The 26,105-nt window shown below is 53.2% G+C and carries 23 protein-coding genes, 6 tRNA genes and 1 other RNA gene; 17 read left to right on the top strand and 13 right to left on the bottom strand.

Annotation, left to right across the window (positions count from 1 at the left end; translation table 11 throughout):
• Positions 1 to 51: 51 nt before the first annotated feature.
• Positions 52 to 123, top strand: a complete 72-nt coding sequence (gene ypdK, locus NQ842_RS07675; protein ID WP_099458937.1) for a membrane protein YpdK — start codon at positions 52 to 54, stop codon at positions 121 to 123.
• Between the two features lie 52 nt (positions 124 to 175).
• Here ypdK and alaC read toward each other — a convergent pair whose 3' ends face one another.
• The gene (gene alaC / locus NQ842_RS07670) at positions 176 to 1,414 is read right to left on the bottom strand and encodes an alanine transaminase (protein ID WP_014832810.1); all 1,239 of its coding nucleotides are present in this window, start codon (positions 1,412 to 1,414) and stop codon (positions 176 to 178) included.
• A 386-nt stretch (positions 1,415 to 1,800) separates the two neighbouring features.
• On the opposite strand from alaC, the gene NQ842_RS07665 reads away from it, so the two are divergent.
• Both NQ842_RS07665 and NQ842_RS07660 read left to right on the top strand, forming a co-directional pair.
• On the top strand, positions 1,801 to 3,498 hold the full coding sequence (locus NQ842_RS07665) for a sensor histidine kinase (RefSeq protein ID WP_257256696.1): 1,698 nt from the start codon (positions 1,801 to 1,803) through the stop codon (positions 3,496 to 3,498).
• A 13-nt stretch (positions 3,499 to 3,511) separates the two neighbouring features.
• Positions 3,512 to 4,243, top strand: coding sequence for a LytTR family DNA-binding domain-containing protein (locus NQ842_RS07660; protein ID WP_257256695.1), 732 nt, complete (start codon positions 3,512 to 3,514; stop codon positions 4,241 to 4,243).
• 31 nt (positions 4,244 to 4,274) lie between these two features.
• On the opposite strand, the gene glk is transcribed toward NQ842_RS07660, so the two are convergent.
• Positions 4,275 to 5,240 carry a glucokinase gene (gene glk, locus NQ842_RS07655; protein ID WP_014832812.1) on the bottom strand — a complete coding sequence of 322 codons (966 nt, stop codon included), beginning with the start codon at positions 5,238 to 5,240 and terminating at the stop codon, positions 4,275 to 4,277.
• 205 nt (positions 5,241 to 5,445) lie between these two features.
• On the opposite strand from glk, the gene NQ842_RS07650 reads away from it, so the two are divergent.
• Entirely contained in the window at positions 5,446 to 6,681 is a 1,236-nt protein-coding gene (locus NQ842_RS07650; RefSeq protein WP_047361135.1) for an ion channel protein, read from the top strand.
• Here the strand turns inward: NQ842_RS07650 and ipdC are convergent, their stop codons facing one another.
• Positions 6,682 to 8,340 carry an indolepyruvate decarboxylase gene (ipdC, locus tag NQ842_RS07645; protein ID WP_050861135.1) on the bottom strand — a complete coding sequence of 553 codons (1,659 nt, stop codon included), beginning with the start codon at positions 8,338 to 8,340 and terminating at the stop codon, positions 6,682 to 6,684.
• Positions 8,341 to 8,524: 184 nt separating this feature from the next.
• Here ipdC and NQ842_RS07640 point away from each other — a divergent pair, with 184 nt between their 5' ends.
• Positions 8,525 to 9,523, top strand: coding sequence for an aldo/keto reductase (locus tag NQ842_RS07640; RefSeq protein ID WP_050861134.1), 999 nt, complete (start codon positions 8,525 to 8,527; stop codon positions 9,521 to 9,523).
• A gap of 125 nt (positions 9,524 to 9,648) precedes the next feature.
• Positions 9,649 to 10,011, top strand: coding sequence for a DUF2502 domain-containing protein (locus tag NQ842_RS07635; protein WP_050861133.1), 363 nt, complete (start codon positions 9,649 to 9,651; stop codon positions 10,009 to 10,011).
• A 34-nt stretch (positions 10,012 to 10,045) separates the two neighbouring features.
• Here the strand turns inward: NQ842_RS07635 and NQ842_RS07630 are convergent, their stop codons facing one another.
• Positions 10,046 to 11,284, bottom strand: a complete 1,239-nt coding sequence (locus tag NQ842_RS07630) for an Nramp family divalent metal transporter (RefSeq protein ID WP_257256694.1) — start codon at positions 11,282 to 11,284, stop codon at positions 10,046 to 10,048.
• Positions 11,285 to 11,634: 350 nt separating this feature from the next.
• Between NQ842_RS07630 and NQ842_RS07625 the strand changes: the two genes are divergently transcribed.
• Positions 11,635 to 12,822, top strand: coding sequence for a NupC/NupG family nucleoside CNT transporter (locus NQ842_RS07625; protein ID WP_013098187.1), 1,188 nt, complete (start codon positions 11,635 to 11,637; stop codon positions 12,820 to 12,822).
• A 44-nt stretch (positions 12,823 to 12,866) separates the two neighbouring features.
• On the opposite strand, the gene NQ842_RS07620 is transcribed toward NQ842_RS07625, so the two are convergent.
• From NQ842_RS07620 to NQ842_RS07610, 3 genes are all read right to left on the bottom strand, one after another.
• The gene (locus NQ842_RS07620; protein WP_257256693.1) at positions 12,867 to 15,056 is read right to left on the bottom strand and encodes an EAL domain-containing protein; all 2,190 of its coding nucleotides are present in this window, start codon (positions 15,054 to 15,056) and stop codon (positions 12,867 to 12,869) included.
• 213 nt (positions 15,057 to 15,269) lie between these two features.
• Positions 15,270 to 15,345, bottom strand: a tRNA-Ala gene (locus NQ842_RS07615).
• Between the two features lie 41 nt (positions 15,346 to 15,386).
• Positions 15,387 to 15,462: transfer RNA gene (locus NQ842_RS07610), tRNA-Ala, on the bottom strand.
• A 217-nt stretch (positions 15,463 to 15,679) separates the two neighbouring features.
• Here NQ842_RS07610 and NQ842_RS07605 point away from each other — a divergent pair.
• Both NQ842_RS07605 and NQ842_RS07600 read left to right on the top strand, forming a co-directional pair.
• A complete protein-coding gene (locus NQ842_RS07605; RefSeq protein ID WP_014832818.1) occupies positions 15,680 to 16,042 on the top strand; it encodes a YfeC-like transcriptional regulator in 363 nt (120 codons plus the stop codon).
• A gap of 1 nt (position 16,043) precedes the next feature.
• Entirely contained in the window at positions 16,044 to 16,439 is a 396-nt protein-coding gene (locus NQ842_RS07600; RefSeq protein WP_043951676.1) for a YfeC-like transcriptional regulator, read from the top strand.
• A 43-nt stretch (positions 16,440 to 16,482) separates the two neighbouring features.
• Here NQ842_RS07600 and gltX read toward each other — a convergent pair whose 3' ends face one another.
• Positions 16,483 to 17,898, bottom strand: a complete 1,416-nt coding sequence (gene gltX, locus NQ842_RS07595; RefSeq protein ID WP_257256692.1) for a glutamate--tRNA ligase — start codon at positions 17,896 to 17,898, stop codon at positions 16,483 to 16,485.
• A gap of 258 nt (positions 17,899 to 18,156) precedes the next feature.
• On the opposite strand from gltX, the gene NQ842_RS07590 reads away from it, so the two are divergent.
• The 6 genes from NQ842_RS07590 to NQ842_RS07565 all read left to right on the top strand — a co-directional run bounded on the left by NQ842_RS07590 (position 18,157) and on the right by NQ842_RS07565 (position 19,658).
• Positions 18,157 to 18,232 (top strand) — tRNA-Val (locus NQ842_RS07590).
• Positions 18,233 to 18,274: 42 nt separating this feature from the next.
• Positions 18,275 to 18,350 (top strand) — tRNA-Val (locus NQ842_RS07585).
• Positions 18,351 to 18,379: 29 nt separating this feature from the next.
• Positions 18,380 to 18,455, top strand: a tRNA-Val gene (locus tag NQ842_RS07580).
• 4 nt (positions 18,456 to 18,459) lie between these two features.
• A tRNA-Lys gene (locus NQ842_RS07575) sits at positions 18,460 to 18,535 on the top strand.
• A gap of 29 nt (positions 18,536 to 18,564) precedes the next feature.
• A non-coding RNA gene (locus tag NQ842_RS07570) (RtT sRNA) lies at positions 18,565 to 18,690 on the top strand.
• A gap of 305 nt (positions 18,691 to 18,995) precedes the next feature.
• Positions 18,996 to 19,658: an HD domain-containing protein gene (locus NQ842_RS07565; RefSeq protein ID WP_014832821.1), complete on the top strand. Its 663-nt coding sequence runs from the start codon at positions 18,996 to 18,998 to the stop codon at positions 19,656 to 19,658.
• Here the strand turns inward: NQ842_RS07565 and NQ842_RS07560 are convergent.
• The gene (locus NQ842_RS07560; protein ID WP_257256916.1) at positions 19,582 to 19,998 is read right to left on the bottom strand and encodes an AEC family transporter; all 417 of its coding nucleotides are present in this window, start codon (positions 19,996 to 19,998) and stop codon (positions 19,582 to 19,584) included. The genes NQ842_RS07565 and NQ842_RS07560 overlap by 77 nt on opposite strands.
• A 409-nt stretch (positions 19,999 to 20,407) precedes the next feature.
• On the opposite strand from NQ842_RS07560, the gene NQ842_RS07555 reads away from it, so the two are divergent.
• Positions 20,408 to 20,749 carry a FlxA-like family protein gene (locus tag NQ842_RS07555; RefSeq protein ID WP_047361144.1) on the top strand — a complete coding sequence of 114 codons (342 nt, stop codon included), beginning with the start codon at positions 20,408 to 20,410 and terminating at the stop codon, positions 20,747 to 20,749.
• Here NQ842_RS07555 and NQ842_RS07550 read toward each other — a convergent pair.
• Positions 20,746 to 21,681 carry a LysR family transcriptional regulator gene (locus NQ842_RS07550; protein ID WP_014832826.1) on the bottom strand — a complete coding sequence of 312 codons (936 nt, stop codon included), beginning with the start codon at positions 21,679 to 21,681 and terminating at the stop codon, positions 20,746 to 20,748. The genes NQ842_RS07555 and NQ842_RS07550 overlap by 4 nt on opposite strands.
• Before the next feature lie 89 nt (positions 21,682 to 21,770).
• Here NQ842_RS07550 and NQ842_RS07545 point away from each other — a divergent pair, with 89 nt between their 5' ends.
• Positions 21,771 to 22,766 (top strand): bile acid:sodium symporter family protein, encoded by a 996-nt coding sequence (locus NQ842_RS07545; RefSeq protein WP_257256691.1) that lies wholly within the window; start codon positions 21,771 to 21,773, stop codon positions 22,764 to 22,766.
• On the opposite strand, the gene NQ842_RS07540 is transcribed toward NQ842_RS07545, so the two are convergent.
• The 3 genes from NQ842_RS07540 to zipA all read right to left on the bottom strand — a co-directional run bounded on the left by NQ842_RS07540 (position 22,763) and on the right by zipA (position 26,066).
• Positions 22,763 to 22,978, bottom strand: coding sequence for a DUF3820 family protein (locus NQ842_RS07540; RefSeq protein ID WP_003861328.1), 216 nt, complete (start codon positions 22,976 to 22,978; stop codon positions 22,763 to 22,765). The two genes, NQ842_RS07545 and NQ842_RS07540, sit on opposite strands and share 4 nt — an antisense overlap.
• A gap of 1 nt (position 22,979) precedes the next feature.
• On the bottom strand, positions 22,980 to 24,995 hold the full coding sequence (ligA, locus tag NQ842_RS07535; protein ID WP_248041587.1) for an NAD-dependent DNA ligase LigA: 2,016 nt from the start codon (positions 24,993 to 24,995) through the stop codon (positions 22,980 to 22,982).
• Between the two features lie 69 nt (positions 24,996 to 25,064).
• On the bottom strand, positions 25,065 to 26,066 hold the full coding sequence (gene zipA / locus NQ842_RS07530; RefSeq protein WP_014832829.1) for a cell division protein ZipA: 1,002 nt from the start codon (positions 26,064 to 26,066) through the stop codon (positions 25,065 to 25,067).
• Positions 26,067 to 26,105 lie beyond the last annotated feature (39 nt).

The raw sequence follows: 26,105 nt of genomic DNA, 5'->3' as shown, positions 1-26,105 counted from the left end.
GGTGGACTCTGTTTTTAAGTGCGTACCAGAAGATACGCGGAGCGATGAAACGTGAAATATTTCTTTATGGGCATTTCGGTGATTGTTTTAGTGTGGGCCGGAACCTTCGCCCTGATGATCTAGCGAAGAACATGCAGTCAAAAAAACAGGAGCCGTTGGCTCCTGTTTTTTTATGTCATGAAGATTCGTGCTGTTCAGCGGCACTCTTTGATGCGAGAAGCCCGTCGGCGCGGAACATACTCTTAATGCCCCTCACCGCCTGACGAATACGGTCGCTGTTTTCAATCAGCGCGAACCGTACATGGGTATCGCCATAATCACCGAAGCCAATGCCCGGCGAGACGCAGACTTTCGCGTCCTGCAACAGCTTTTTGGCAAACTCCAGTGACCCCATCGCCGCGTAAGGCTCAGGGATTTTTGCCCAGACATACATTGACGCTTTCGGCATTTCCACCATCCAGCCAGCCTCATGCAGCCCTTTAACCAGCACATCGCGACGGCGTTTATACTGGGCGGCAATATCATGAACACACTGCTGATCGCCTTCCAGCGCGGCGATAGCGGCCACCTGCAATGGGGTAAAGGTGCCGTAATCGTGGTAACTCTTAATACGCGCCAGTGCACTCACCAGCGTTTTGTTACCCACCATAAAGCCAATACGCCACCCCGCCATGTTGTAGCTTTTCGACAGGGTAAAGAACTCCACCGCCACATCACGTGCGCCCGGAACCTGCATGATGGAAGGCGCTTTCCAGCCGTCGTACACAATATCGGCGTAGGCTAAGTCGTGTACCACCAGCACATCGTAACGCTTCGCCAGTGCGACGACTTTCTCAAAGAAGTCGAGTTCTACGCACTGCGCCGTAGGGTTAGACGGGAAGCCGAGGATCATCATCTTCGGTTTCGGATAGCTTTCACGAATCGCACGTTCCAGCTCGTTAAAGAAATCGACCCCTTCCACCAGCGGCACAGAGCGAACCTGCGCGCCGGCAATCACCGCGCCGTAAATATGGATGGGGTAGCTTGGATTAGGCACCAGCACCGTATCACCATGATCCAGCGTAGCCAGCATCAGGTGCGCCAGCCCCTCTTTCGAGCCAATGGTGACAATGGCTTCACTTTCCGGATCGATATCAACCTGATAGCGATCCTGATACCAGCGAGAGATCGCACGACGTAATCGAGGAATGCCGCGAGAAGTGGAGTAACCGTGCGTATCCGGGCGCTGGGCGACCGTGCAGAGCTTCTCAACAATATGCGCAGGCGTTGGGCCGTCAGGGTTACCCATGCTGAAATCAATAATATCTTCGCCGCGACGACGCGCAGCCATCTTCAGTTCAGCAGTGATATTGAAAACATAAGGGGGGAGACGATCGATACGCGTAAAACGGCGTTCAGGACTGAATTCAGCCATAGATTCCTCAGATTAACGTTAGCGCCCGGACCGTCCGAGCGACGCTGCCACTTATGTGGCGTGTTTAGAAAATAACCTGAAAAAAAACATGCTGTCGAGGGGTTAAGCAAAAAAAAGATGTCGCATTAAAAACGGGAACCTTCAGGTACTGAAAGCGGAAGCGTTCCTGCTAATTGCGCAATTTTAATACCCAGTGTTTAACATGATGATATCAAAGCTGTTACCTTGTCGCTCTCCAGGAGTTAAAAAACTGGCATCTTCAGGAAGTCACCCTCAATCCCCTTTGAAGATTATGGTTTTTCCTCATTTGATAAACACGACGGATAGCTGGTCAACAGGCGTCAGGTTTTTTATCATTGGGCTTTCCTCTTTTCGCTGGTCGACTCGTGCACGAAATATTCGATATGCTGCTGGCGGTTTTTGACCGTGCGGCATTAATGCTGATTTGCCTGTTTTTCCTCATTCGTATTCGCCTGTTCCGCGAGCTTTTGCACAAGTCCGCCCACTCGGCAAAAGAGCTGCTGGCCGTTACCGCCATCTTTTCACTGTTCGCCCTGTTCAGCACCTGGTCCGGGGTGCCGGTAGAAGGATCGCTGGTCAACGTGCGTGTTATCGCCGTGATGTCCGGTGGGATCTTGTTTGGCCCCTGGGTGGGCATTATTACGGGTCTCATTGCCGGGACACATCGTTACCTGATAGATATCGGCGGCGTGACGGCGGTGCCGTGTTTTATCACCAGCATCATCGCCGGCGTCCTTTCCGGCTGGATTAACCGCAAAATACCGAAAAAGCAGCACTGGCGCGCCGGGATCATCGCGGGCATGCTGTGCGAAACGCTGACCATGGTTCTGGTGGTCGTCTGGGCTCCCACCATTGCGCTGGGGCTGGATATTGTCTCTAAAATCGGTATTCCGATGATCCTCGGCAGCGTCTGTATCGGTTTTATCGTGCTGCTGGTGCAAAGCGTTGAAGGGGAAAAAGAGGCCAGCGCCGCACGTCAGGCCAAGCTGGCGCTGGATATCGCCAACAAAACGCTGCCGCTCTTCCGCCATGTTAACGCCGAATCCTTACGTCAGGTCTGCGATATCATCCGTCGCGATATTCATGCCGATGCCGTGGCCATTACCAATATCGACCACGTCCTGGCCTATGTTGGCGTGGGTGAGCATAACTATCAGGACAGCGATGACACCATCAGCCCCACCACCAGGCAGGCGATCAATTACGGTAAAATCATCATTAAAAACAATGATGAAGCCCACAGAACCCCAGAAATTCACTCCATGCTGGTGATCCCGCTGTGGGAGAAAGGCGTGGTGACGGGAACCCTGAAAATTTACTACTGCCACGCGCACCAGATCACCTCCTCCCTGCAGGAGATGGCCATCGGGCTGTCGCAGATTATCTCTACCCAGCTGGAGGTCTCCCGCGCGGAACAACTGCGCGAGATGGCAAATAAGGCAGAGCTGCGCGCGCTGCAGAGTAAAATTAATCCTCATTTTCTGTTTAACGCGCTGAATGCGATCTCCTCGTCCATTCGACTTAATCCGGATACCGCACGTCAGCTGATTTTCAATCTGTCACGCTATCTGCGCTACAACATTGAGCTAAATGATGACGAGCAAATCGACATTAAAAAAGAGCTTTATCAGATCAAGGATTACATTGCGATTGAGCAGGCGCGCTTTGGTGACAAACTCACGGTCATTTACGATATTGATGAAGAGGTCAACTGTGTGATCCCAAGCCTGCTGATCCAGCCGCTGGTTGAGAACGCTATCGTCCATGGGATTCAGCCGTGTAAAGGGAAAGGGGTGGTGACCATCAGCGTGACCGAAAGCGGCAACCGCGTGCGGATTGCCGTGCGTGATACCGGCCACGGAATTGATCCTAAAGTCATTGAGCGCGTTGAGGCCAACGAGATGCCGGGGAATAAGATTGGGCTGCTGAATGTACACCACCGGGTCAAACTGCTGTATGGCGACGGGCTGCATATTCAGCGCCTTGAACCGGGCACCGAGATCGCCTTTTATATCCCGAATGGACGCTCTCCCGTTCATGCGTCTACATCCCTGTTGCCTTAGGCCGGAGTAACCCGTGAAAGTGATCATTGTAGAAGATGAGTTTCTGGCTCAACAGGAGCTGAGCTGGCTCATCAAAACGCACAGTCAGATGGAGATCGTGGGCACGTTTGACGATGGTCTGGACGTGCTGAAGTTTTTGCAGCATAACCGCGTTGATGCCATTTTTCTTGATATCAACATTCCGTCGCTGGATGGCGTATTACTGGCGCAAAACATCAATCAGTTTTCCCATAAGCCGTTTATTGTCTTCGTTACCGCCTGGAAGGAGCACGCAGTTGAAGCTTTCGAACTGGAGGCGTTTGACTATATCCTTAAGCCTTACCAGGAGTCACGCATCGTCACCATGCTGCAAAAGCTGGAGGCCGCGTGGCAACAGCAGAACACCCCTGTCACCGCAAGCCCCGCAGTACGTGAGAATGACACGATTAACCTGGTGAAGGATGAACGTATCATCGTGACGCCGGTTAACGATATCTACTATGCCGAAGCCCATGAAAAGATGACGTTTGTTTATACGCGGCGGGAATCGTACGTGATGGCGATGAACATTACCGAGTTTTGCAGCAAGCTGCCGACAGCGCATTTCTTCCGCTGTCACCGATCGTTTTGCGTGAATTTAAACAAGATCCGCGAGATCGAGCCGTGGTTTAACAACACCTACATTTTGCGCCTGAAGGATCTTGATTTTCAGGTACCAGTGAGCCGCAGCAAGGTCAAAGAGTTCCGCCAGTTAATGCATCTGTAAATCCCCTCTCCCGCAAGAGAGGGGCTGGGTTTTAGAGGATCTGGCCGAGCACCTGACGCAGGTGGGCGCCCGAGCCAAGTAAACCCGGGTTGTCGTGCACAATCAGGTAAACAGGAATGTCCTGCACGTAGCTTTTAAAACGTCCTTTGTCTTCAAACCCACCGCGGAAGCCTGACGCTTTGAAGAACTCCAGGAAGCGCGGCACAATGCCACCGGCAATGTAAACGCCACCGAAGGTGCCGAGCGTAAGCGCCAGGTTGCCACCAAAACGCCCCATGATCACGCAGAACAGCGACAGTGCGCGACGGCAGTCGATGCAGCTGTCTGCCAGTGCGCGCTCGGTCACGTCTTTCGGCTGCAGATTTTCCGGCAGACGGCCGTCAGATTTCACAATCGCACGATACAGGTTCACCAGCCCAGGACCGGAAAGCACGCGCTCAGCCGACACGTGGCCGATCTCAGCGCGTAGCTCTTCCAGAATAATGCCCTCTTCTTCGCTGTTCGGTGCAAAGTCCACGTGGCCACCTTCACCCGGCAGACTCACCCAGCGCTTATCGACATGCACCAGATGCGAAACGCCCAGACCCGTACCGGCACCGTAAACGGCAATCGGCTTGCCTTCTACCGGTGCGGTACCGCCAAACTGAGTCAGGTGCTCTGGCTTCAGCATCGGGATAGCCATCGACACCGCCGTAAAGTCGTTGATGATTTCCAGATGTGCAAAGCCGAGGTTTTTTTTCATCTCGGCGATGGAAAATGCCCAGGTATGGTTGGTCATCGCGACCCAGTCGCCGGTTATCGGGCAGGCAATAGCAATACAGCCATCGTCAACGCTGACCTTGTGCTCTTCCAGATAGACGCGGACAACGGCCTCAAGGCTGGGGTAATCCAGGCCTGAATAGGTTTTCGCCCGGGAAATTTCACCGCTACTTACATCGCATAATGCCAGGCGCGCGTTCGTGCCGCCCACATCTCCTACCAAAGCATACTTTGTCATTCTTCTACTGCTCCGCTAAAGTCAGAATAAATCTTTGGAACACTGTAAATTCAAGGCGTGATAACAACAACGACCGGAAGGTGAATGCCCCGGGATTATCGATCTTCGTCACAGAATAACTTTACCGTTTCAGCACCTTTTGCACTATTGCCACAATGCTGATTGTGCAAAGTAACGTAATACCTTTTTGTACAAGGAAATTATCATGCTCCACCCGCGAGCCAGAACCATGCTGTTGCTGGCAATCCCGGCCTTAATTATTGGTATTGTCTCAAGCCTGGTACTTATCGTCGTGATGAAAGTCGCCTCGGTGGTGCAAACGATGTTATGGACAGCGCTTCCGGCTCAAATGGGTATCAACGTTGATTCGCCGGCGTGGATCATTATGATGCTGACCCTGACGGGCGTTGCGGTGGGTCTGGTGATCCGCTTTAGCCCTGGGCATGCCGGGCCGGATCCGGCGCTGGAACCGCTGATTGGTGCCCCGGTCGCACCTGCAGCGCTGCCTGGGCTCATTATCGCGTTAATTATTGGTCTGGCGGGCGGCGTTAGCCTGGGGCCAGAGCATCCCATCATGGCGGTCAATATCGGCCTGGCGGTATTTCTCGGTTCACGCATTTTGCCCCGGGTCGGAGCCCTGGACTGGACGATTCTGGCGTCTGCCGGCACCATCGGCGCACTCTTCGGCACGCCGGTCGCGGCCGCGCTGATCTTCTCGCAAACGCTCTCCAGCAATAACGACGTCCCGCTCTGGGATAAACTCTTTGCGCCACTGATGGCCGCCGCGGCCGGCGCACTCACCACCAGTCTGTTTTTCAATCCGCACTTCTCGCTCTCCCTTCCCCACTACGGCCAGATGCAGATAGCCGATATCTTCAGCGGTGCGGTTGTGGTCGCTATTGCCATTGCGCTGGGGATGATCGCGGTCTGGTGTCTGCCGCGTCTGCACCGCCAGGTGCATAAGCTCAAACATCCGGTATTGATCCTCGGCGTCGGGGGGTTGATGCTCGGCATTCTGGGGGCCATCGGCGGTAAGGTCACGCTGTTTAAAGGTCTGGATGAGATGCAGCAGCTGGCCTTCAGTCAGGTGTTTAGCGTGTCCGATTATCTGCTGTTTGCGCTGATAAAGCTGGCGGCACTGGTGGTGGCGGCAGCGTGCGGTTTTCGTGGCGGACGGATTTTCCCGGCGGTCTTTGTCGGCGTCGCGCTGGGGTTGATGCTGCATGAACATGTGGATGCAGTGCCGGCGGCGATTACTGTCTCCTGCTCTATTCTGGGGCTGGTATTGGTGGTGACGCGCGATGCCTGGCTGAGCCTGTTTATGGCCGCAGTGGTGGTTCCGGATACCACCCTCATCCCGTTACTTTGCATCGTGATGTTGCCCGCCTGGCTCCTGCTGGCGGGCAAACCGATGTTGATGGCCTGGCGTAACGACAAGTGATCAGGCGCTGTTACGCGCCTCCAGCGCTTTGGTAATCGCCCCCAGCAGCGGCGGGATATCCGCCTTTGGTAGTATTACCTCAATCAGCGAAAGCCGTTCGTGGTGCGCCACTTTTTCGAGCACGTCCGCCAGCTGTTCCGTTTCACTGACCCGCCAGCATTGCGCCTGAGGATCCAGGCTCAGTGCCTGCGGGATTTGGGTCCAGTTCCATAAAGCAATGTCGTTATAGCGCTGTTCCGGTCCGTGGATGGCTCTCTCTACCGTGTACCCTTCGTTGTTAAGCACCAGGATGATGGGGTGCTGTTTATCACGCAGCATCGATCCCATTTCCTGAATGGTCAGTTGGGCGGCACCGTCACCGGTGAGTACAATCACGCGCCGGTTCGGGCAGGCGGTTTGCGCACCAAACGCCGCGGCCAGGGTATAACCAATGGAGCCCCACAGCGGCTGGACGATGAAATTCACGTCTGCAGGCAGACGCAGATCAATCGCCCCGAAGGCCGAAGTGCCCTGGTCGGCAAGAATGATGTCACCCGGGCGAATAAAGGTTTGCAGCGTGCTCCAGAAATTCTCCTGGGTGAGTGAGCCCTCCGTCTGCGGGTAGGCCATCGCGCTCTGAGACAACGGTACAGGCGTATCGTGCACGTGTTGTTTGCACAGATCCATCAGCGTCTCAATCGCCTGAAGCATCGGGATCCCGGTAAACCAGACATCACCGACGCGGGCGGCATGCGGCTGAACTTCTATCGTTTGCGCCGGGGTTAACTGATGCGTGAAGCCGGCGGTCAGCGTATCGGTAAATCGTGTCCCGATGCACAACACCGTATCTGCGCCTTCAATCGCCTCTTTTACCGCGCCAGCACTCGCCGAGCCACTGTACGTACCGTAAAAACCGGCCTGCCGTTCATCGAATATTCCTTTGCCCATCAGCATGGTGGCGTGTGCCATCGGCACCTCTTTCACCCATTTTTGCAGCGCATGTTTATGACCGTGGCGCAGGACAAGGAAATCGGCCAACAGCGCAGTACGTTTGCTCGTTTTCAGCCTGCTCTCGGCGGCATCACGGAACGCTTTCAGGCAGGCATTATCGCCATGAACCGGTTTGAGAGTGAGAGCGCTTACAGGCGGCGTAGCCGATTTTTTAGCCACGTCGGCAGGCAACATCAGGTAGCCGGGACGGCGCTCCCGCAGCATGGTGGTGAGCACTCTGTCGATTTCGTAGCAGGCATTTTGTTCGGTCAGGATCGCCTGTGCGACCGTGATCGGTTCACTCATATGGAAGAAGTGGCGGAACTCACCATCACCCAGCGTGTGGTGCAGCAACTCCCCTTTTTGCTGTGAGGCCGTACCCGGTGCCCCCACAATATGTAACACCGGAACATGTTCGGCAAAGCTGCCGGCCATGCCGTTCATGGCACTTAACTCCCCTACGCCAAATGTTGTCAGCAGCGCGGCAAAGCCCTTACATCGGGCATATCCGTCAGCGGCATAAGATGCGTTTAGCTCATTAGCACAGCCCACCCAACAGATATCCGGGCTGTCGATGACATGGTCGAGAAACTGCAGGTTATAGTCGCCCGGCACGCCAAACAGATGATCGGCACCACAATCTGTAAGACGGTCCAGCAGGTAATCGGCGACGCAGTATGGGGTTCGCATAACAGGTGTCCTTCTGACGTTGACCTCACTTTGAGTATTAAATAAGCGTGATGGCTGTCCAGAAATGACAGAAAGAAGGTCATGGAAAGAATGCTTTACAAAAACGGCTGCGCTATGCTCTTTTTTTTCGCATGAGTGTAAACGTATACACGGTTATTTCTTTTTAGCGCCAGAGGTCATGAGCATGAGTTATCAGCCAGATAAAAACCGTTATCAGACAATGCTGTATCGTCGCTGTGGGCAAAGTGGCGTTAAATTACCCGCCATCTCTCTTGGGCTCTGGCACAACTTCGGTGACGCCACGCTTATCGAAAACAGCCGTCAACTTTTACAGCGCGCGTTTGATCTTGGTATCACACACTTCGACCTTGCCAATAACTATGGTCCGCCTCCCGGTTCCGCCGAGCGCAATTTCGGCCGCATTTTGCAGGAAGATTTTCTGCCGTGGCGCGATGAACTGATCATCTCGACGAAAGCGGGCTACACCATGTGGGACGGCCCTTACGGTGACTGGGGATCGCGCAAATATCTCATCGCAAGCCTGAATCAAAGTCTGAAACGTATGGGGCTGGAGTATGTCGATATCTTCTACCACCACCGTCCTGACCCGGAAACGCCGCTGCAGGAGACAATGAAAGCGCTTGACCATCTGGTGCGTCAGGGGAAAGCCCTGTATGTCGGCCTATCCAATTACCCTGCGGCGCTGGCGCGTCAGGCTATCGACATCCTCAATGACCTTGGCACACCATGTCTGATCCATCAGCCGAAATACTCTATGTTTGAACGTGCGCCGGAAGCGGGTTTGCTGGACGTTTTGCAGGAAAAAGGGGTCGGCTGCATTCCGTTCTCGCCGCTGGCGGGCGGGCAACTGACCGATCGCTATCTGAACGGTATTCCGGCAGACTCCCGTGCCGCGAGCGGGAGCAAGTTCCTGAATCCGGATCAGATAACCCAGGAGAAACTGGAAAAAGTCAGAAGACTGAACGCGCTGGCAGAAAGCCGGGGACAGAAGCTGTCTCAGATGGCGCTGGCCTGGATTTTACGCCACGAGGCGGTAACTTCCGTACTGATTGGCGCCAGTAAAACCGGGCAAATAGACGATGCAGTGGGCATGCTGGAGAACCGCCATTTCACGGCGGAAGAGCTGACCACCATTGACGGGATCCTGAATAGCTCAAAATAAATCCTATTTTAGCAAAAAGTGCTATCACGTCTGAATTCGGAGTTGAGGCGATGAAACGAGCCTTTACCAACTCGTAAAATTGCGTTAACAGGCCCAACAAGGCCCCGATCGTGAAGGAGAAGAGTATGTTCAGGTCACTGATTCTTGCAGCGGTATTACTGGCTTCGGCCCCGCTGGTCGCCACTGCTGGCGAAATCACCCTGTTGCCATCAGTAAAATTACAAATTGGCGATCGTGACGACTACGGCAGATACTGGGACGGTGGCTACTGGCGCGACCGTGACTACTGGCACCGTCACTATGAGTGGCGCGGCGACCGCTGGTGGAAACATGATAATGGTTTGCACCGCGGCTGGTATAAAAACAACGCCTACGAGCGTGGTTATCGCGAAGGCTGGAACGACCGTGATGACCGCCGTGGCGGCTGGGATCGCGGCGGTAAAGGTCGCGGTGGACATGGCCACGGCCACGGCCACGGTCGACACTAATCATAAAAAAGGAGCCTCCCGGCTCCTTTTTCTTTTATAACCCCAATGCCGTGCCTATCAGTAACCACAGGTTCAGCATCACTACCACGACCACGATAGCCCATCCGATCCGTTTCACCATCATAGTGTTAACCAGTTCGCCCATCAGGTCTTTGTTGCTGGTAAAGATCAGCAGCGGCACCAGCGCAAGTGCGATCCCAAAGCTCAGCAGCACCTGGCTCATGACCAGAATGCGTGTTGGGTCCAGCGCCATCAGGATCACCACAAATGACGGCAACATCGTGACGGCACGACGCACCCACAGCGGGATATGGAAACGAACGAACCCTTGCATGACCACCTGCCCGGCCAGTGTTCCCACCACCGTGGAGGAGAGACCTGCCGCCACCAGGCTTAGACCAAATATGGTCGCAGCTGCATGGCTCAATAACGGCTCCAGCGTCAGATAGGCCTGGTCGAGATCGGCAATACCGGTGTGGCCATTAAAGTGGAAAGCGGCGGCGGCAGTAGCCATCATCGCCAGATTCACAAAACCGGCAATCGTCATGGCGATAGCCACATCCCATTTGGTTGCCGAATAGCGCTCTTTACGCGTCCCACCGTGCAGGTGCTGGGTTAACGAGGAGTGAAGGTAAATCACATGCGGCATGATGGTCGCCCCCAGTACCCCGGCGGCGAGGAACACCGCTTCAGAGGTTGGCAGGCTTGGGATCACCATCCCTTTACCGAGCTGCACCAGGTTCGGCTGTGAGAAAATCAGTTCAACAATATAGGCCGCAGCGACAAACAGCAGCAGGCCGCCAATGACTTTTTCCAGCGGTTTTTGCCCCCGACGCTGCAGCATCAGAATCAGGAAGGTGGCGATACCGGTCAGCACGGCCCCTTGCAACAGCGATACCCCGAGGATCAGTTTGAAACCAATTGCCGCACCGATGAATTCGGCGAGGTCAGTTGCCATCGCGATGATTTCAGCCTGGATCCAGTACAGCCATACGGCAGGACGCGGATAGTGATCGCGGATCTGCTCGGCGAGGTTTTTACCGGTAGCTATCCCCAGTTTGGCCGAGAGCATTTGAATCAGCATGGCCATCAGATTAGCCCAGACAACGACCCACAGCAGTTTATAGCCGAAGCTGGCCCCGGCCTGAATATTGGTCGCAAAGTTACCTGGATCGATATAACCAATGGCAGCAATGAACGCAGGTCCCATTAATGCGAACCGCAACTTGCGTGCTGCTCTGCCACTGCTACCCTCAACGCGACTGTTTGTCATTTCTGCCTCTGAAATATAGCCTTTGCTATGTTTAATGCTATCAAAATGAGAATGATTATCAAGATCATTTGTAAAGCTTACGGTGATTTCTCTGATAGCTTTGAACGATAGACGGGCGGGTAAGCGGAGGACGATCTAACAGAAACCGAAATCGCGCGCTCTTTTGTGAAGACTAGCACACAAACTTAACTTTTCACTCATTTACCTAACATAACGAAAATGTATTGTGGATCACTATTTTTGAGACTCGTCACAGGATGTAACTATAGTGTGTCCTTGATCTCGTTTTCTTTTCGGTTGTTACATAGAATGTGCACGAAAATTAAACCTGCCTCATATTTGGAGCAAATATGGACCGCGTCCTTCACTTTGTCCTGGCACTCGTTGTCGTTACTGCGCTTGCGTTACTGGTCAGCCATGACCGTAAAAAAATCCGCATTCGCTTTGTTGTTCAGCTTCTCGTTATTGAAGTTTTACTCGCGTGGTTCTTCCTGAACTCCAACGTGGGGCTTGGCTTCGTAAAAGGCTTCTCCGAAATGTTCGAAAAACTGCTCGGATTCGCCAATGAAGGGACTAACTTTGTCTTCGGTAAAATGAACGATGAAGGTCTGGCGTTCTTCTTCCTGAAAGTACTTTGCCCAATCGTCTTCATCTCTGCGCTGATCGGTATTCTGCAACACATTCGTGTTCTGCCGATTGTGATCCGTGCCATTGGTACCGTACTCTCCAAAGTTAACGGAATGGGTAAACTGGAATCGTTCAACGCCGTCAGCTCCCTGATTCTGGGCCAGTCTGAGAACTTTATCGCGTATAAAGATATTCTCGGTAAGATGTCCCGTAACCGTATGTACACCATGGCCGCAACAGCAATGTCTACCGTCTCCATGTCAATCGTGGGTGCGTATATGACCATGCTGGAGCCAAAATACGTGGTTGCTGCTCTGGTACTGAACATGTTCAGCACCTTTATCGTGCTGTCACTGATCAACCCGTACCGTGTTGAGGAAGGCGAAGAGAACCTGCAGATGGCGAATCTGCACGAAGGTCAGAGCTTCTTCGAAATGCTGGGTGAATATATTCTGGCGGGCTTCAAAGTGGCGATTATCGTTGCCGCCATGCTGATCGGCTTCATCGCTCTGATTTCTGCCCTGAACGCCCTGTTCGCCGCGGTGCTGGGGATCTCCTTCCAGGGCATCCTGGGCTACATCTTCTACCCTGTTGCCTGGGTGATGGGTGTACCGGCTCACGAAGCGCTGCAGGTGGGCAGTATCATGGCAACCAAACTGGTTTCTAACGAATTCGTTGCGATGATGGATCTGCAGAAAATTGCCAGCACGCTCTCTCCACGTGCTGAAGGCATCCTGTCCGTATTCCTGGTTTCCTTCGCGAACTTCTCGTCCATCGGTATTATCGCCGGTGCGATTAAAGGTCTGAACGAAGAACAGGGTAACGTCGTTTCTCGCTTCGGTCTGAAACTGGTTTACGGCTCAACGCTGGTGAGCGTACTGTCTGCCTCTATCGCAGCACTGGTACTGTAACGCGTCGCGTTAAATAAGAACCGGGAGCCTGGCTCCCGGTTTTTTTATGCCTGAAGTGCGTCAAGCGGCGTCGGTTTACCTATCAGGTATCCCTGCAGGTAATCCACTCCGAAGCGCAGCAGCATGTCCCGTTGCTCCGGCGTCTCCACATACTCAGCCACCACACTCAGTGATTTTGTTTTCGCCAGATTACAAATCGACTGCACAATCATCGCGTCCATGTCATCGGTACAGATATCTTTAACAAAACAGCCATCAATTTTAATGATATCCGCCTGAAGGCGTCTGAGTCGTTCGTAGTTGGCATAACCGGTGCCAAAGTCATCAATCGCGATACGGAAGCCGTGATCCCGCAGTTGCTGGAGATTTTTGATGCTGCTTCCTGAGTTCGAGAATGCCTGCTCTTCGGTGATCTCCAGAACAACAGCCTGAGGTGCGATGCCATAGCGTTCAAACAACGCGCTTATCTCGGTCGCCACCTCTTTTTGCATCAGCGTCAGCGGCATCAGATTGACAGAAAAACGGGCGCCAGCCTGGGTGGCAGGATTGTCACGTAACCACACCAGTAATTTTTCCAGTACGCACATATCAAAGCGATGGCTCAGGTTAAACTGGGCAATCAACGGGATAAAACGGTCAGGCGTGATAATCTCGCCCTCACTTTCCATCCGCGCCAGTATTTCGTAGTAGCCGCTACCGTCCGCTTTCTGGATAGGCTGGGCGTATAAATGAAACTGACCGGCATCGAGGGCATGTTTGATACGCGCTAGCATCAATACCCGATCGGTGGTTTGTCCCGACGCGGCTTCCAGACTATTGGTAAGCGCAAGTACGTTGTGCGCGCCGCACGACTGCTCGGCCAGCCAGCTGAGTTGGCCCAGCGTATGGTGCAGTCTCTCGCCGTTTTCGACCATTCCCCATGACGCGCCGAATTCAATATCCAGACCCGTGTTGTTCCAGTAAATTTTACGACTGTTTAGCTGATCAACCATATGTTGCAGCCGTTCAGCGGTTTCTGGCCCCAGCAATACCGCGACCAGCTCGCTTCCAGGCAGCTGGAAGAGCTTCTCATCTTTGTGTAACAGAGGTTGCAGCGACATGGTCACTCTGCGTTTGCAATGCACGCGCATGAGAATGCCGTAGTGGCGGCTTAAAAACTCGAGGTTGTCCATCCGCAGACAACAGACCTTCGCATCCGGATGGAGATGAAGAAACTCCTCCAGTGCGCGAATGTTGGGTAAACCGGTCAGCGGATCGGTAAGCGCCCTGTCCTGCCAGCCCTGCTTCAGCCAGTTACTTCGCTGGTAGATCCGCGACATGTAAAGCAGACAGATAGCGAAAGAGATAAGCACGGACAGGATGAAAGAGAGTGAATGTCCTGATTCCACGCCTGTGAGGAAGTTGTAGTTATAGCTCAACAGCAGAAGCGCGGACGCCGCCCAGAACAAAGAGATGAGCGCATAACTGAGGCGACTGATACCTAACGTAAAGAGAATAAAAATCACTGGCATCAAATAGCCTGCAATAACAGGAGACTCAAAAGGCGCACATAAAATTGCAAGGATGAAAATTAAAAGCGACAGCCAGATGAATATATACAATGATTTTTTGTGAAAAAACACCGGCTTCACACTCCGCAGCCAGAAGATCCTGGCATAGCGGGGATTAATTATCATTCTTAATGGATAATAGAACATCATGGTAAAAATCAACGCCGCGCATATCAGGCTTTGAATATCAACGATGTTGTAAATTGCGGTGCCTTCGCCGAAGAACGTGGAGATAGTAACGGGAAAATCAAATAAATAACCAGCCAGATACATCGACACTTTAATGCCTATCGGCACCATAAAGCCCAGCCAGAATATACGCAGCCCGATGTGTTTGTTCGGCACGCAGTAGCGCCAGCGCTTGCCCAGCACAAGGCGGAGGACGCCACAGGCGGCAAAGACTGAAAACGTCTGACAGAACAATAATACTGAATATTGTAGTGGTGCTAAATTAATATTGAATATATTAGCAATAGTAAAACTTAACAGAATGGGAATGATCGCCCGACGCCCAAATAACAGGATCACGGCCAGCATAACGCTTAACGGCAACCATGCCAGATAAACATCATGACCATTTACGATAGCCCGTGGCGAAATATAACGGGAAAATGGCACTGTAATCAGACACAGTGCCAGAGCAATCATAAATATCTTTACATTATTGTAAGTTTTTCTATTCATTAAGGTGGGTAATCTATTTTACCATTCAAATCATTGACCGGATGGATAATAGGTTTATTAATTGCGCGAATCAAGTTGAAGTCTATTTATAGACTCGTTTATTGTGATGGATTGAGGTGAGGTATAGAAATACCTCTAATTTGGCAACAAAAGTCATGGAAAGTGATTACAAACGCATAAAAAACCCCCGTCTTTCGACGAGGGTTCAAATTTTGGTGGAGCTAAGCGGGATCGAACCGCTGACCTCTTGCATGCCATGCAAGCGCTCTCCCAGCTGAGCTATAGCCCCACATGTTACTTTACTTACCCTACTCTGTTGGGTTCAGAGTTTGGTGGAGCTAAGCGGGATCGAACCGCTGACCTCTTGCATGCCATGCAAGCGCTCTCCCAGCTGAGCTATAGCCCCATCGTAAAGCTGTCATGTTGACGGGCGGCATAATATGAATTCCGCTGCGGAGTGTCAACGGCAAAATCAATAGCCGCTGTTCAATCGCCGAAAAATCATGCAAATGAATCACTTTGCGAGCCGCCTCGCAGTCAGAAGTTAATCCTGTCACGTTTTCACCTAAAACGGTGCTATAAAATGAACCGTTAATTAACCCCACAAATATTCAGGAAATTGCATGATCAAGGAACGTATGACGCCAGAGGAGTTGGCCCTTCTCACTGGCTATAGCCGACAGACCATCAATAAATGGGTACGCAAAGAGGGTTGGATTACATCGCCGAAACCAGGAGTACAGGGCGGGAAAGCGCGCCTGGTACATGTGAACGAGAAAGTGCGTGATTTTATCCGCAGCGCGCGCCGGGCAACGGAAACATCTGATATGCCAGAAAGCGCTTTGCTGAACGGTTCACTTCACACTTTACTCCTGACGCTGGCGAATGAAATGACGCCGGAAGAGCAAAAGCAGATGACATCATTGTTACTGCGGGAAGGGATTACCGGATTGTTGCAACGTTTAGGGATTCGCGACCATAACTGATATGAAAAGATTACGCAGTAAGATGACCACGGAAGAGCTGGCGAACAGTCTGGGCGTGGCCAGACAAACCGTTAACCGCTGGATCCGTCAGCAGGGCTGGAAAACGGAAGGGATCAACGGCGTAAAAGGCGGTCGGGCGCGGCTGATTCATATTGATGCTCGCGTGAAGGAGCACATTATGAGCCTCCCGGCCATTCGTAACCGTCAGGCGGTTTACCATCTGGCGGAAGTCACGTCCCTGTATGGCGAGTCAGCATCGTCGAATCTGCTTCCCCAGATCGTCGACACGCTGGAAAATATGACCCGGCTTGAACAGGAGCGTCTTGACGCGTTATTAAAACGCGAAGGTATAAGCGGTTTTCTGACGCGCCTTGGTATTGCAGAATTGCACGCATAAAAAAACGGCAGGTCACCCTGCCGTTTTCGCATTTCAGCTTGAATTACTGCTGGTTTTCGCGTTCAGCGATAAAGCCCAGCGCCTTGTTAATGCGCGCCACGCTGCGTGATTTACCAATCGCGTGAACGGTAACATCCAGCGCCGGAGACTGGCCCGCACCGGTCACCGCTACGCGCAATGGCATCCCGACTTTACCCATGCCCACTTCCAGTTCATCAGCGGTTGCCTGAATCGCGTGATGGACATTTTCAGCGGTCCATTCTGTAATCGCGGCCAGTTTGTCACGCACCACTTCCAGCGGTTGACGCGCAACAGGACGCAGGTGTTTTTTGGCCGCGTCAGCGTCGAACTCATCAAACTCTTCATAGAAGTAGCGGCAGCTTTCAGCGATCTCTTTCAGCGTTTTGCAACGCTCGCCGAGCAGTTTCACCAGATCCGCCAGCTCCGGACCGGTGCGGGTATCAATATTTGCCTGCTCAATATGCCACTGCAGGTATGTCGCCACATATTCTGGCGGCATGGTATTGATGTAATGGTGGTTCAGCCACAGCAGTTTGTCGGTGTTGAACGCGCTCGCCGACTTGCTCACAGAGCTCAGAGAGAACAGATTGATCATCTCTTCACGGCTGAAGATCTCCTGGTCGCCGTGAGCCCAGCCCAGACGCACCAGATAGTTCAGCAGCGCTTCCGGCAGGTAGCCATCGTCGCGGTACTGCATCACGCTTACCGCACCGTGGCGTTTAGACAATTTTTTACCGTCGTCACCGTTGATCATAGAGACGTGCGCGTAGGCAGGCACAGGGGCGTTCAGCGCTTTCAGGATGTTAATCTGGCGCGGGGTGTTGTTGATATGGTCTTCACCACGGACAACGTGGGTAATTTCCATATCCCAGTCGTCAACCACCACACAGAAGTTATAGGTTGGAGAACCGTCGGTACGGCGGATGATCAGATCGTCCAGCTCCTGGTTGCTGAATTCAATCGGGCCACGGATCTGATCGTCAAAAATAACAGAGCCATCCTGCGGGTTAGCAAAACGCACCACGCAAGGCTCATCAGCGGCATGCTCACTGTGGTCGTGGCGGCAACGGCCGTCATAACGCGGCTTTTCACCGTTCGCCATCTGCTCTTCACGCAGCGCATCCAGACGCTCTTTGGAGCAATAGCACTTGTACGCCGTACCCGCGACCAGCATCTCGTCAATCACTGCGTTATAACGGTCAAAACGTTTGGTCTGGAAGTAAGGGCCTTCATCCCACTCCAGATTCAGCCAGTTCATCCCATCCATAATGGCTTCAATTGCTTCTGGCGTGGAGCGTTCGAGATCGGTGTCTTCGATACGCAGCACAAACTCACCTTTGTTGTGGCGTGCAAAAAGCCAGGAATAGAGAGCAGTACGTGCACCACCCACGTGCAGATAGCCTGTCGGGCTGGGCGCGAAGCGAGTTTTGATTTTCATGAAATGGCCTTACGTTATAAAGATGCCGGCAATCGGCAAATCCCGGGGAAAAAACAATGGGCAATATTCTATCACTGTGGGGCGATTCCTCAATGTTGTTCCCTTTATCGTGACCAGGTTTGCGATTTTTGTTTAGAAATCATGCGCCACAGCCCGTTTCGCGATCGTTTTGTTTAATTTTACGACGAACGAATAAAAACTTTAGAAAATGCGTTGACTCATTTTCAACTCTCCCTATAATGCGACTCCACACAGCGGGGGTGATTAGCTCAGTTGGTAGAGCATCTCCTTTACACGGAGGGGGTCGGCGGTTCGAGCCCGTCATCACCCACCATCTACTTCACGTAGACTCGCAGTGTAGATAAGTATTGAGATTGGGCGATTAGCTCAGTTGGTAGAGCATCTCCTTTACACGGAGGGGGTCGGCGGTTCGAGCCCGTCATCGCCCACCATTCTCACCTTATCGCAGCAGTTCCGAAATGGGCGATTAGCTCAGTTGGTAGAGCATCTCCTTTACACGGAGGGGGTCGGCGGTTCGAGCCCGTCATCGCCCACCATTTCGGGTCGTTAGCTCAGTTGGTAGAGCAGTTGACTTTTAATCAATTGGTCGCAGGTTCGAATCCTGCACGACCCACCAATGTAAAAAAGCGCCCTAAAGGCGCTTTTTTGCTATCTGCGATATGGATGATTCGAACCTGCTGCAGGTTCGAGCCGAACAAAGTGAGGCAACGGAGCCGTTTACGGCGACGGCCCGAAGGGCGAACGAAGCGAGTCATCCTGCACGACCCACCAATGTAAAAAAGCGCCCTAAAGGCGCTTTTTTGCTATCTGCGATAAAAGCGCCCCGTCACATGTCATATTCCTGGGATACGTCATCTTATCCGGGGAAGTAAGCAAACCGTATCTTATTAAAAAAGATGCGTTTTTTTCACCTGAATGTCCCCTCTCCATACCAGGCAGCCACATATGGCTTATGCCTCTGTCGGCACAATGTCTCGTCTGGCGGGCGTCTTAATCGAATGAAGGATAAGATATAATATTTCGGTCTGGAACAAACATAAAAAACACAATATAAAATAAAGCTTTAGGTGAAAATCATGACACTCAGTGAACGAGCCAGACGCTTTGCTACCCAAGCGCATCGTGAAGCCGGTCAAAAACGAAAGTTCACAGGCGAACCCTACATTGTCCACCCGGCATCCGTTGTCAAATTACTTCAAAGCATAAACCCAACCGAAGAAATGGTCGCAGCGGCATGGCTCCATGATGTCGTTGAAGATACTGGTGTCACCCTTGAAACCATCAATGCGTTGTTCGGCGCGGAGGTCGGACAATATGTTGAAATGCTTACAGATGTCAGGACCCGGCGAACGGGAGGCTCGCGTATTGAGCGCAAGAACGCCAATCTCATTCATAGCGCGCAGGCAAATGCCGCAGCGCAGACCATAAAGTTATGTGACCTTATTGATAATGCGCGAGATATTGTGGCACGGGATCCGATTTTTGCCCGTGAGTATATTTTAGAGATGAAGCGGTTGTTAAGCGTCCTGACAGCCGGAGATCAAAACTTGTATGCACAGGCCCATGAGTTATGTCATGAAGGGCTTGCCCTGCTGTGTAAGCAGCAGGGAAGCGATGCGTGGTTTGTAGAAAGTTGGGCGCAGTATGAACAGCACACACCCCTTAGCTCGGTGACAATGTGGTCAGAAACAGAATTGCCGGAATTGTTACCGCCGCTAATACCGTCTGGACAGAAATAATGCCTGCTGACAGGCGGTAATCTCCACCAAGCAGTTTGGACATGATGTAGGCAGAGGGTGTGCAGGGAAGCGCGTTAAAGAGTACGACAGTTGCCAGAACAGGGCCGCTTATCCCTGACCCTATGCCAATAAGCAATGTCACCAGCGGAACAAACAGCAGCTTAACGAATGTTGACTGCAACACGGCGCCGTGAGAGGCACGGGCCGCTTTAAGGTCCAGACCTGCGCCAACAGCCAGTAGCCCCAGAGGCAGAGAAGCACTCCCCAGGATATGCAAAATGTCAGATACAGTCTGTGGTAACTGCAAACGCGCAATATTAAAGAGCAGCCCGGCAAGCACCGAAATAATGACAGGATTACGTACCAATGCCCTGATTATCTGGGCTTATGCGGGCTTCGTACCCTGGCCGTAATACATCAGCACAACAATGGATGCCACATTCAATATAGAAAACTTTTTATGACAGTTTTGTGACACCTTGCTAAATCATATAAACATATTAAATATGCCGAATAATTATTACCGGGTTTTCATGGCGCGTCAGGCCTGTACTTTCAACATTTCCATAACCCGGGATTTCTTATATCTATTTTTAATAAGATGGGAAAAGACCTCGGACCGGGAATGGGCGTATGAATGTTCTGGCCACGACAGGACTATCTGATAAGGCCCCTGCCAGATATAGCAGTTTTCCTCAAGCTCCCACCATCGGTGCCGATATCTCTGTTTTATGGTAAGAGGAAAGACTATGACGACCATTCAGACATCAACCCACCCTATTCAAACCAGTAACAGTGGAGGGAGTGCTTCCAGCGGCAATGATATTGCAGCCCAAATCAGCCGCATTACGGAGCAAATCACCAAACTGACTCAACAGCTAAAAGAGCTGCCAGAGAGTGCCGGCAGCCCGGAAGAGAAGAAAAAACAGCAGGAGCTCATCCAGGCACAGCTTAAAGTGCTGCAGACACAGCTTGCGCAGTTATTACGCCAGCAGGCAGAAGAGGCTCAGAAGAAACAGGATCAGAAGCAGGGCAAGGTGGAAGGGGTAAACAACCCATCAGATCAAAATCAGATCGATATCTACATCTAATCCTCTGCAGCATTAAACAGTGGGTCGCGTATACGGGCTTCGGTTAATCTTTGCGCCTGAATACGCACCACTTCCCAGATAGCCTGCGCCGCCCCCGAAAGAGAACGATTTTTTCGCCGAACCAGCATCAGCTTGCGCTCGATAGCCGGTACGAGACGCTTCACGGTCAGTCGGCTCCCCTGTGGCAACGGAAGCGCCAGGGCGGGTAATACGCTGATCCCAATGCCTGCCTCCACCATAGGAAACAGCGTGGCCGGGTGACCGATTTCCTGCACGATGGTTGCCTTTACCCCCTGAGTCACCAGCGCTGAGTCAATCAACGGACGGCTGCCCGATGCATAATCCTGCAAGACCAGATTCGCTCCCTGCAGCGACTGCCAGCTAACATGGGGTAACATTGCCAACGGATCGTCGTCCCGACAGAGCAGCAAAAAAGGCTCGGAAAGAACGATCTCACACTCCAGATCACTGACCTGACCAGGATCGATGACGATACCAAAATCCACATCGCCCTGGCGGATGCTCTCCAGCACCCACTGTTGCGGCCTGTCGTGCAGCACAAAATCGATATCCGGATAGCGTTGATTACCCTCAGCAATACACTGCGGAATAAGATGCGCCGAAATCGTCTGGCTCGCCGCCACCCGCACGGTGCCCGAAAGCTGCTGTCCCAGTCGCCCGACGTCCCTGAGCGTACTGTTCAGTTCATCCAGTAACCGCTCCAGGCGCAGGGCCAGCTGCTGTCCGGCTTCGGTTAATACCACTTCACGCGTGGTCCGGTCGAGTAACCGGACGCCTGTCTGGATCTCAAGCTCTTTCACACTGTGGCTGACCGCTGACTGGCTCAGGCCAATGATCTCCCCTGCCCGGCTGAAGCTGCGGGCATGGGCCACGGTGACAAAAACGCGAAGCTGGCGGAGTGAATAATTCATCTGTTTAATTCATGAATGGATGCAATAAATCAATTTTATTTCTCAAAGGGAACAAAGCACAATAGCGACATCTGTTTTCAGGAGTCATTATGAAACTATTTCGTATTCTTGATCCGTTTACACTCACCCTGGTCGTCACCGTGTTACTGGCCTCCTTCTTCCCCGCGCGCGGCAGCTTTGTACCGTTTTTTGAAGGGCTAACCACGGCGGCCATCGCACTGCTGTTCTTTATGCACGGCGCCAAACTCTCCCGCGAAGCCATTATCGCCGGCGGAAGCCACTGGCGACTGCACCTGTGGGTTATGTGCAGCACCTTTATTCTGTTCCCGATACTCGGCGTGCTGTTTGCGTGGTGGGCACCGGTCAATGTTGACCCGGCGCTCTATACCGGTTTCCTGTATCTCTGTATTTTGCCAGCCACCGTCCAGTCCGCCATTGCCTTTACTTCGCTGGCTGGCGGCAACGTCGCGGCTGCTGTCTGCTCGGCATCGGCATCCAGCCTGTTAGGGATTTTCGTCTCACCGTTGCTGGTTGGCCTGCTGATGAATATGCACGGTGCAGAAGGTAACCTGGAGCAAGTCGGGAAAATCTGTCTGCAGCTACTGCTGCCATTTGTCCTTGGCCATCTTTCTCGTCCGTGGACAGGGGCGTTTGTGGCGAAGCACAAGAAATGGATCTCAAAAACCGACCAGACGTCGATCCTGCTGGTGGTTTACTCCGCCTTCAGCGAAGCCGTGGTGAATGGTATCTGGCATAAGGTGGGCGCCGGCTCGCTGCTGTTTATCGTGGTGGTCAGTATCGTCCTGCTGGCGATTGTCATTGCGGTAAATGTCTTTGTGGCACGCAAGTGCGGCTTCAGCAAAGCAGATGAAATCACTATTGTGTTCTGCGGATCGAAGAAAAGTCTGGCAAACGGCATCCCGATGGCCAACATTCTGTTCCCGACCTCGGTGATTGGGATGATGGTGCTGCCGCTGATGATTTTCCATCAGATCCAGCTGATGGTCTGTGCGGTACTGGCGCGTCGTTACAAACGTCAGACGGAAAAGCTGGCGCAGGAAGAGACCCGCGCCGCGAAGGCTTAAGGACGTTTCAGGGGCTGAACCAGCTGGGTCAGCCCCTCGGTTTTAATCAGTAGCGTGATAGCCATCAGCTCGCCCAGGCGTCCGGCAGGGAATTCATCCTTCCGGGCAAACCACAGCAGATACTCTTCCGGCAAATCAATCAGCCTGCGGCCCTTATATTTACCAAACGGCATTTCCGTATTGGCGATCTCGACGAGCTGCTCTTTCTCCACGTTACTCTCCTAACAGGCGCAGCATTTCTGCTTCATCGATAACCTCAATGCCGAGCTCCTGCGCTTTGGCCAGCTTTGAACCAGCGGCTTCACCGGCAATCACCAGGTCGGTTTTCTTCGACACGCTGCCCGCCACTTTTGCCCCCAGCGCCACCAGACGCGCTTTCGCATCATCACGTGACAGCTGGCTGAGACTACCGGTTAGCACCACCGTTTTACCCGCGAACGGGCTGTCGATCTCTTCGGCGTTGACAACGACCGGCGCAGGCCATTTGATGCCCTGTTCCAGCAGTTTGCCGATGACGTCGCGGTTGCTCTCTTCGGCAAAGAAGTTAAAGACGTGCGTGGCCACCACAATGCCAACATCCGGCACTTTTTGCAGCTCCTCAATGCTCGCTTTCTCCAGCGCGTCCAGCGTACCAAAGTACGCCGCCAGACCTGCAGCGGTGGCTTCACCGACCTCACGAATACCAAGCGCATAGAGGAAACGGGCAAACGTGGTCTCTTTGGCGGCTTCCAGCGCATTCACCACGTTCTGAGCCGACTTCGGTCCCATGCGGTCAAGGCCGGTCAGCTTACCTGCCGTCAGTTTAAAGAGATCCGCAGGCGTGTGGACGTACTCTTTCTCAACCAGCTGATCGATAATTTTGTCGCCCATGCCGTCAACGTCCATCGCCCGTCGGGAGACGAAGTGCTTGAGTGACTCTTTACGCTGCGCGCCACAGATTAATCCCCCAGTGCAACGGGCCACCGCTTCACCTTCCACACGCTCTACGTCTGAGCCACACACCGGGCAATGCGTCGGGAACTCAATGGCGCGCGTATCGTCAGGGCGTTCAGACTGAACCACGTTGACAACCTGCGGGATCACATCCCCCGCCCGGCGGATCACCACTTTGTCACCAATACGCAGGCCAAGACGCTCAATTTCATCCGCGTTGTGCAGGGTTGCATTGCTCACCAGCACACCGGCCACATGCACCGGCTCCAGACGCGCAACCGGCGTGATGGCTCCCGTACGGCCCACCTGGAACTCCACATCGCGGACAAAGGTCATCTGCTCCTGGGCCGGGAACTTAAACGCCACAGCCCAGCGCGGTGCTCGTGCCACAAAGCCTAGCTGTTCCTGCAGCGCAAGCGAGTTCACCTTGATAACCACACCATCGATATCAAAACCGAGGGTCGGACGGTCTTCTTCAACCTTGTGATAGAACGCAAGCACCGCCTCCGGTGAGTCGCAAAGCTGCACGCGATTGCTGACCGGCAAGCCCCACGCTTTAAACTGCAGTAAACGTCCGAGGTGGGTATCCGGCAGCGCCCCTCCCTCCAGAATACCGACGCCATAGCAGAAGAAAGTAAGTGGTCGCTTCGCGGTAATACGCGGGTCCAGCTGGCGCAAAGAGCCTGCCGCCGCATTGCGCGGGTTAGCAAACACCTTCCCACCGGTGCGACGTGCCTCTTCGTTAATTTTTTCGAAGCCCGCCTGCGGGAGGAACACTTCACCGCGGACTTCCAGACGAGCTGGAATATTGTCGCCATGCAGCTTCAGCGGGATCGCACGGATAGTACGCACGTTGGTGGTAATGTCTTCGCCGGTAGTGCCATCCCCACGCGTTGCGGCACGGACCAGCACGCCGTTCTCGTAGAGGATACTGACGGCCAGGCCATCCAGCTTCAGCTCACAGCACCATGTCAGGGCGTCGCTGCTTTTGAGCCGATCCTGCACACGCTTGTTAAAGGCGAGGAAGCTCTCTTCATCGAAGACGTTATCCAGAGAGAGCATCGGCACTTCATGACGTACCTGGCTGAACGCACCTAGCGGTTCAGCGCCGACACGCTGGGTTGGCGAGTCTGGAGTGATCAACTCCGGGTGTTGCGCCTCTAAATCGCGCAGTTCACGCATCAGGCGATCGTACTCCGCATCCGGCACTTCCGGTGCGTCCATAACATGATAAAGATATTCATGATGGCGAAGCGTGGTTCGCAGTTCAGTGATTTGTTGTTCGATTGAGTCCATATCGCACCATCAATGAGAAAAAACCCCCGACAGGCGGGGGTTGAGGAGGAGTTGAAGATAACGCGTCGGTTACGCGTTGGCTTCCTTAACTTCGCGGATGCGGTCCTGATACTCGCGCAGTTTCTGCGGCGTCATCATGCGACGCTGGTCGTCGAGCACCACACCACCCACTTCGTCAGCGATGTGCTGAGCGGACTGCAGCATCAGCTTAAAGTTTTGCAGTTCGTCACCGTAAGACGGAACCTGCATAAAGATTGTTACCCCCGGCGTCACGAAATCCCCCGTCATTTCAGGGTCGAAGGTGCCAGGGTTGACCATATTGGCCAGGCTAAACAGCGCCGGGCCGCTACCGTCCGGGCTCAGGTGACGATGGAAGATATTCATATCGCCAAACTTGAAGCCGGCCTGTTGAATACTGTTAAGCAGTACGTCACCGTTCAGATGGCTGCCGTGATGGGCGGCAACGTTCATGATGATCACCGCTTCTTTGCGCTGCGGTTTTTCAACAACCGGTTCTGGCTCTGCAACCGGTTCTGGCTCCACGCGCGGTGCCGGAGCTGGCTGCGGCGCAGGCTGCACATGAACAGGCTGTTGTGGCGCTTGCTGTACCGGCTGGGCAGGCTGTTGTTGCGCAGGTTGCTGCGGAACAGGCTGCTGCACGGGTTGTTGTGGAACCGGCTGCGGCGCTGCTGGCTGCTGTTGGACAGGCTGCTGCGGCGGCTGACGCACCGGCTCTTCCACAGGCTGCGGCGCCTGCTGGCGAGGCTGTGCAGAAGCATACGGCGGTTGATACTGGTGCTGCGCAGTGCGGGGGGCTTCATGCTCCCCATGAGCCGCGCCGGGCGCAGTATTGACCCGATGAACACGAACTTCACCCACGCCGTCGTCGTCGCTTCCATCGATGTCATATTCACTGTCATCGTCGTCACGACTGGACTTCATGCGCTTCAGTGGGCGATCGCGAAACATAGAAGAACGCTCTTTACGGCTGGTCCAGAAACCATGTACCAGTAAAGCGATTATGGCGATCGCGCCAACAATGATTAATATCAGACGCAAATCCTGCATCATTATATTCTCTGTTGTTCTAACACCTTGCCACCACGGCAA

Origin of the sequence: Enterobacter cloacae complex sp. R_G8 (genome assembly GCF_024599795.1) — a bacterium.
GTDB lineage: Bacteria > Pseudomonadota > Gammaproteobacteria > Enterobacterales > Enterobacteriaceae > Enterobacter > Enterobacter dissolvens.
Note: the sequence above shows the minus strand (reverse complement) of the source record. Positions and strands in the feature narration are given on the sequence as shown.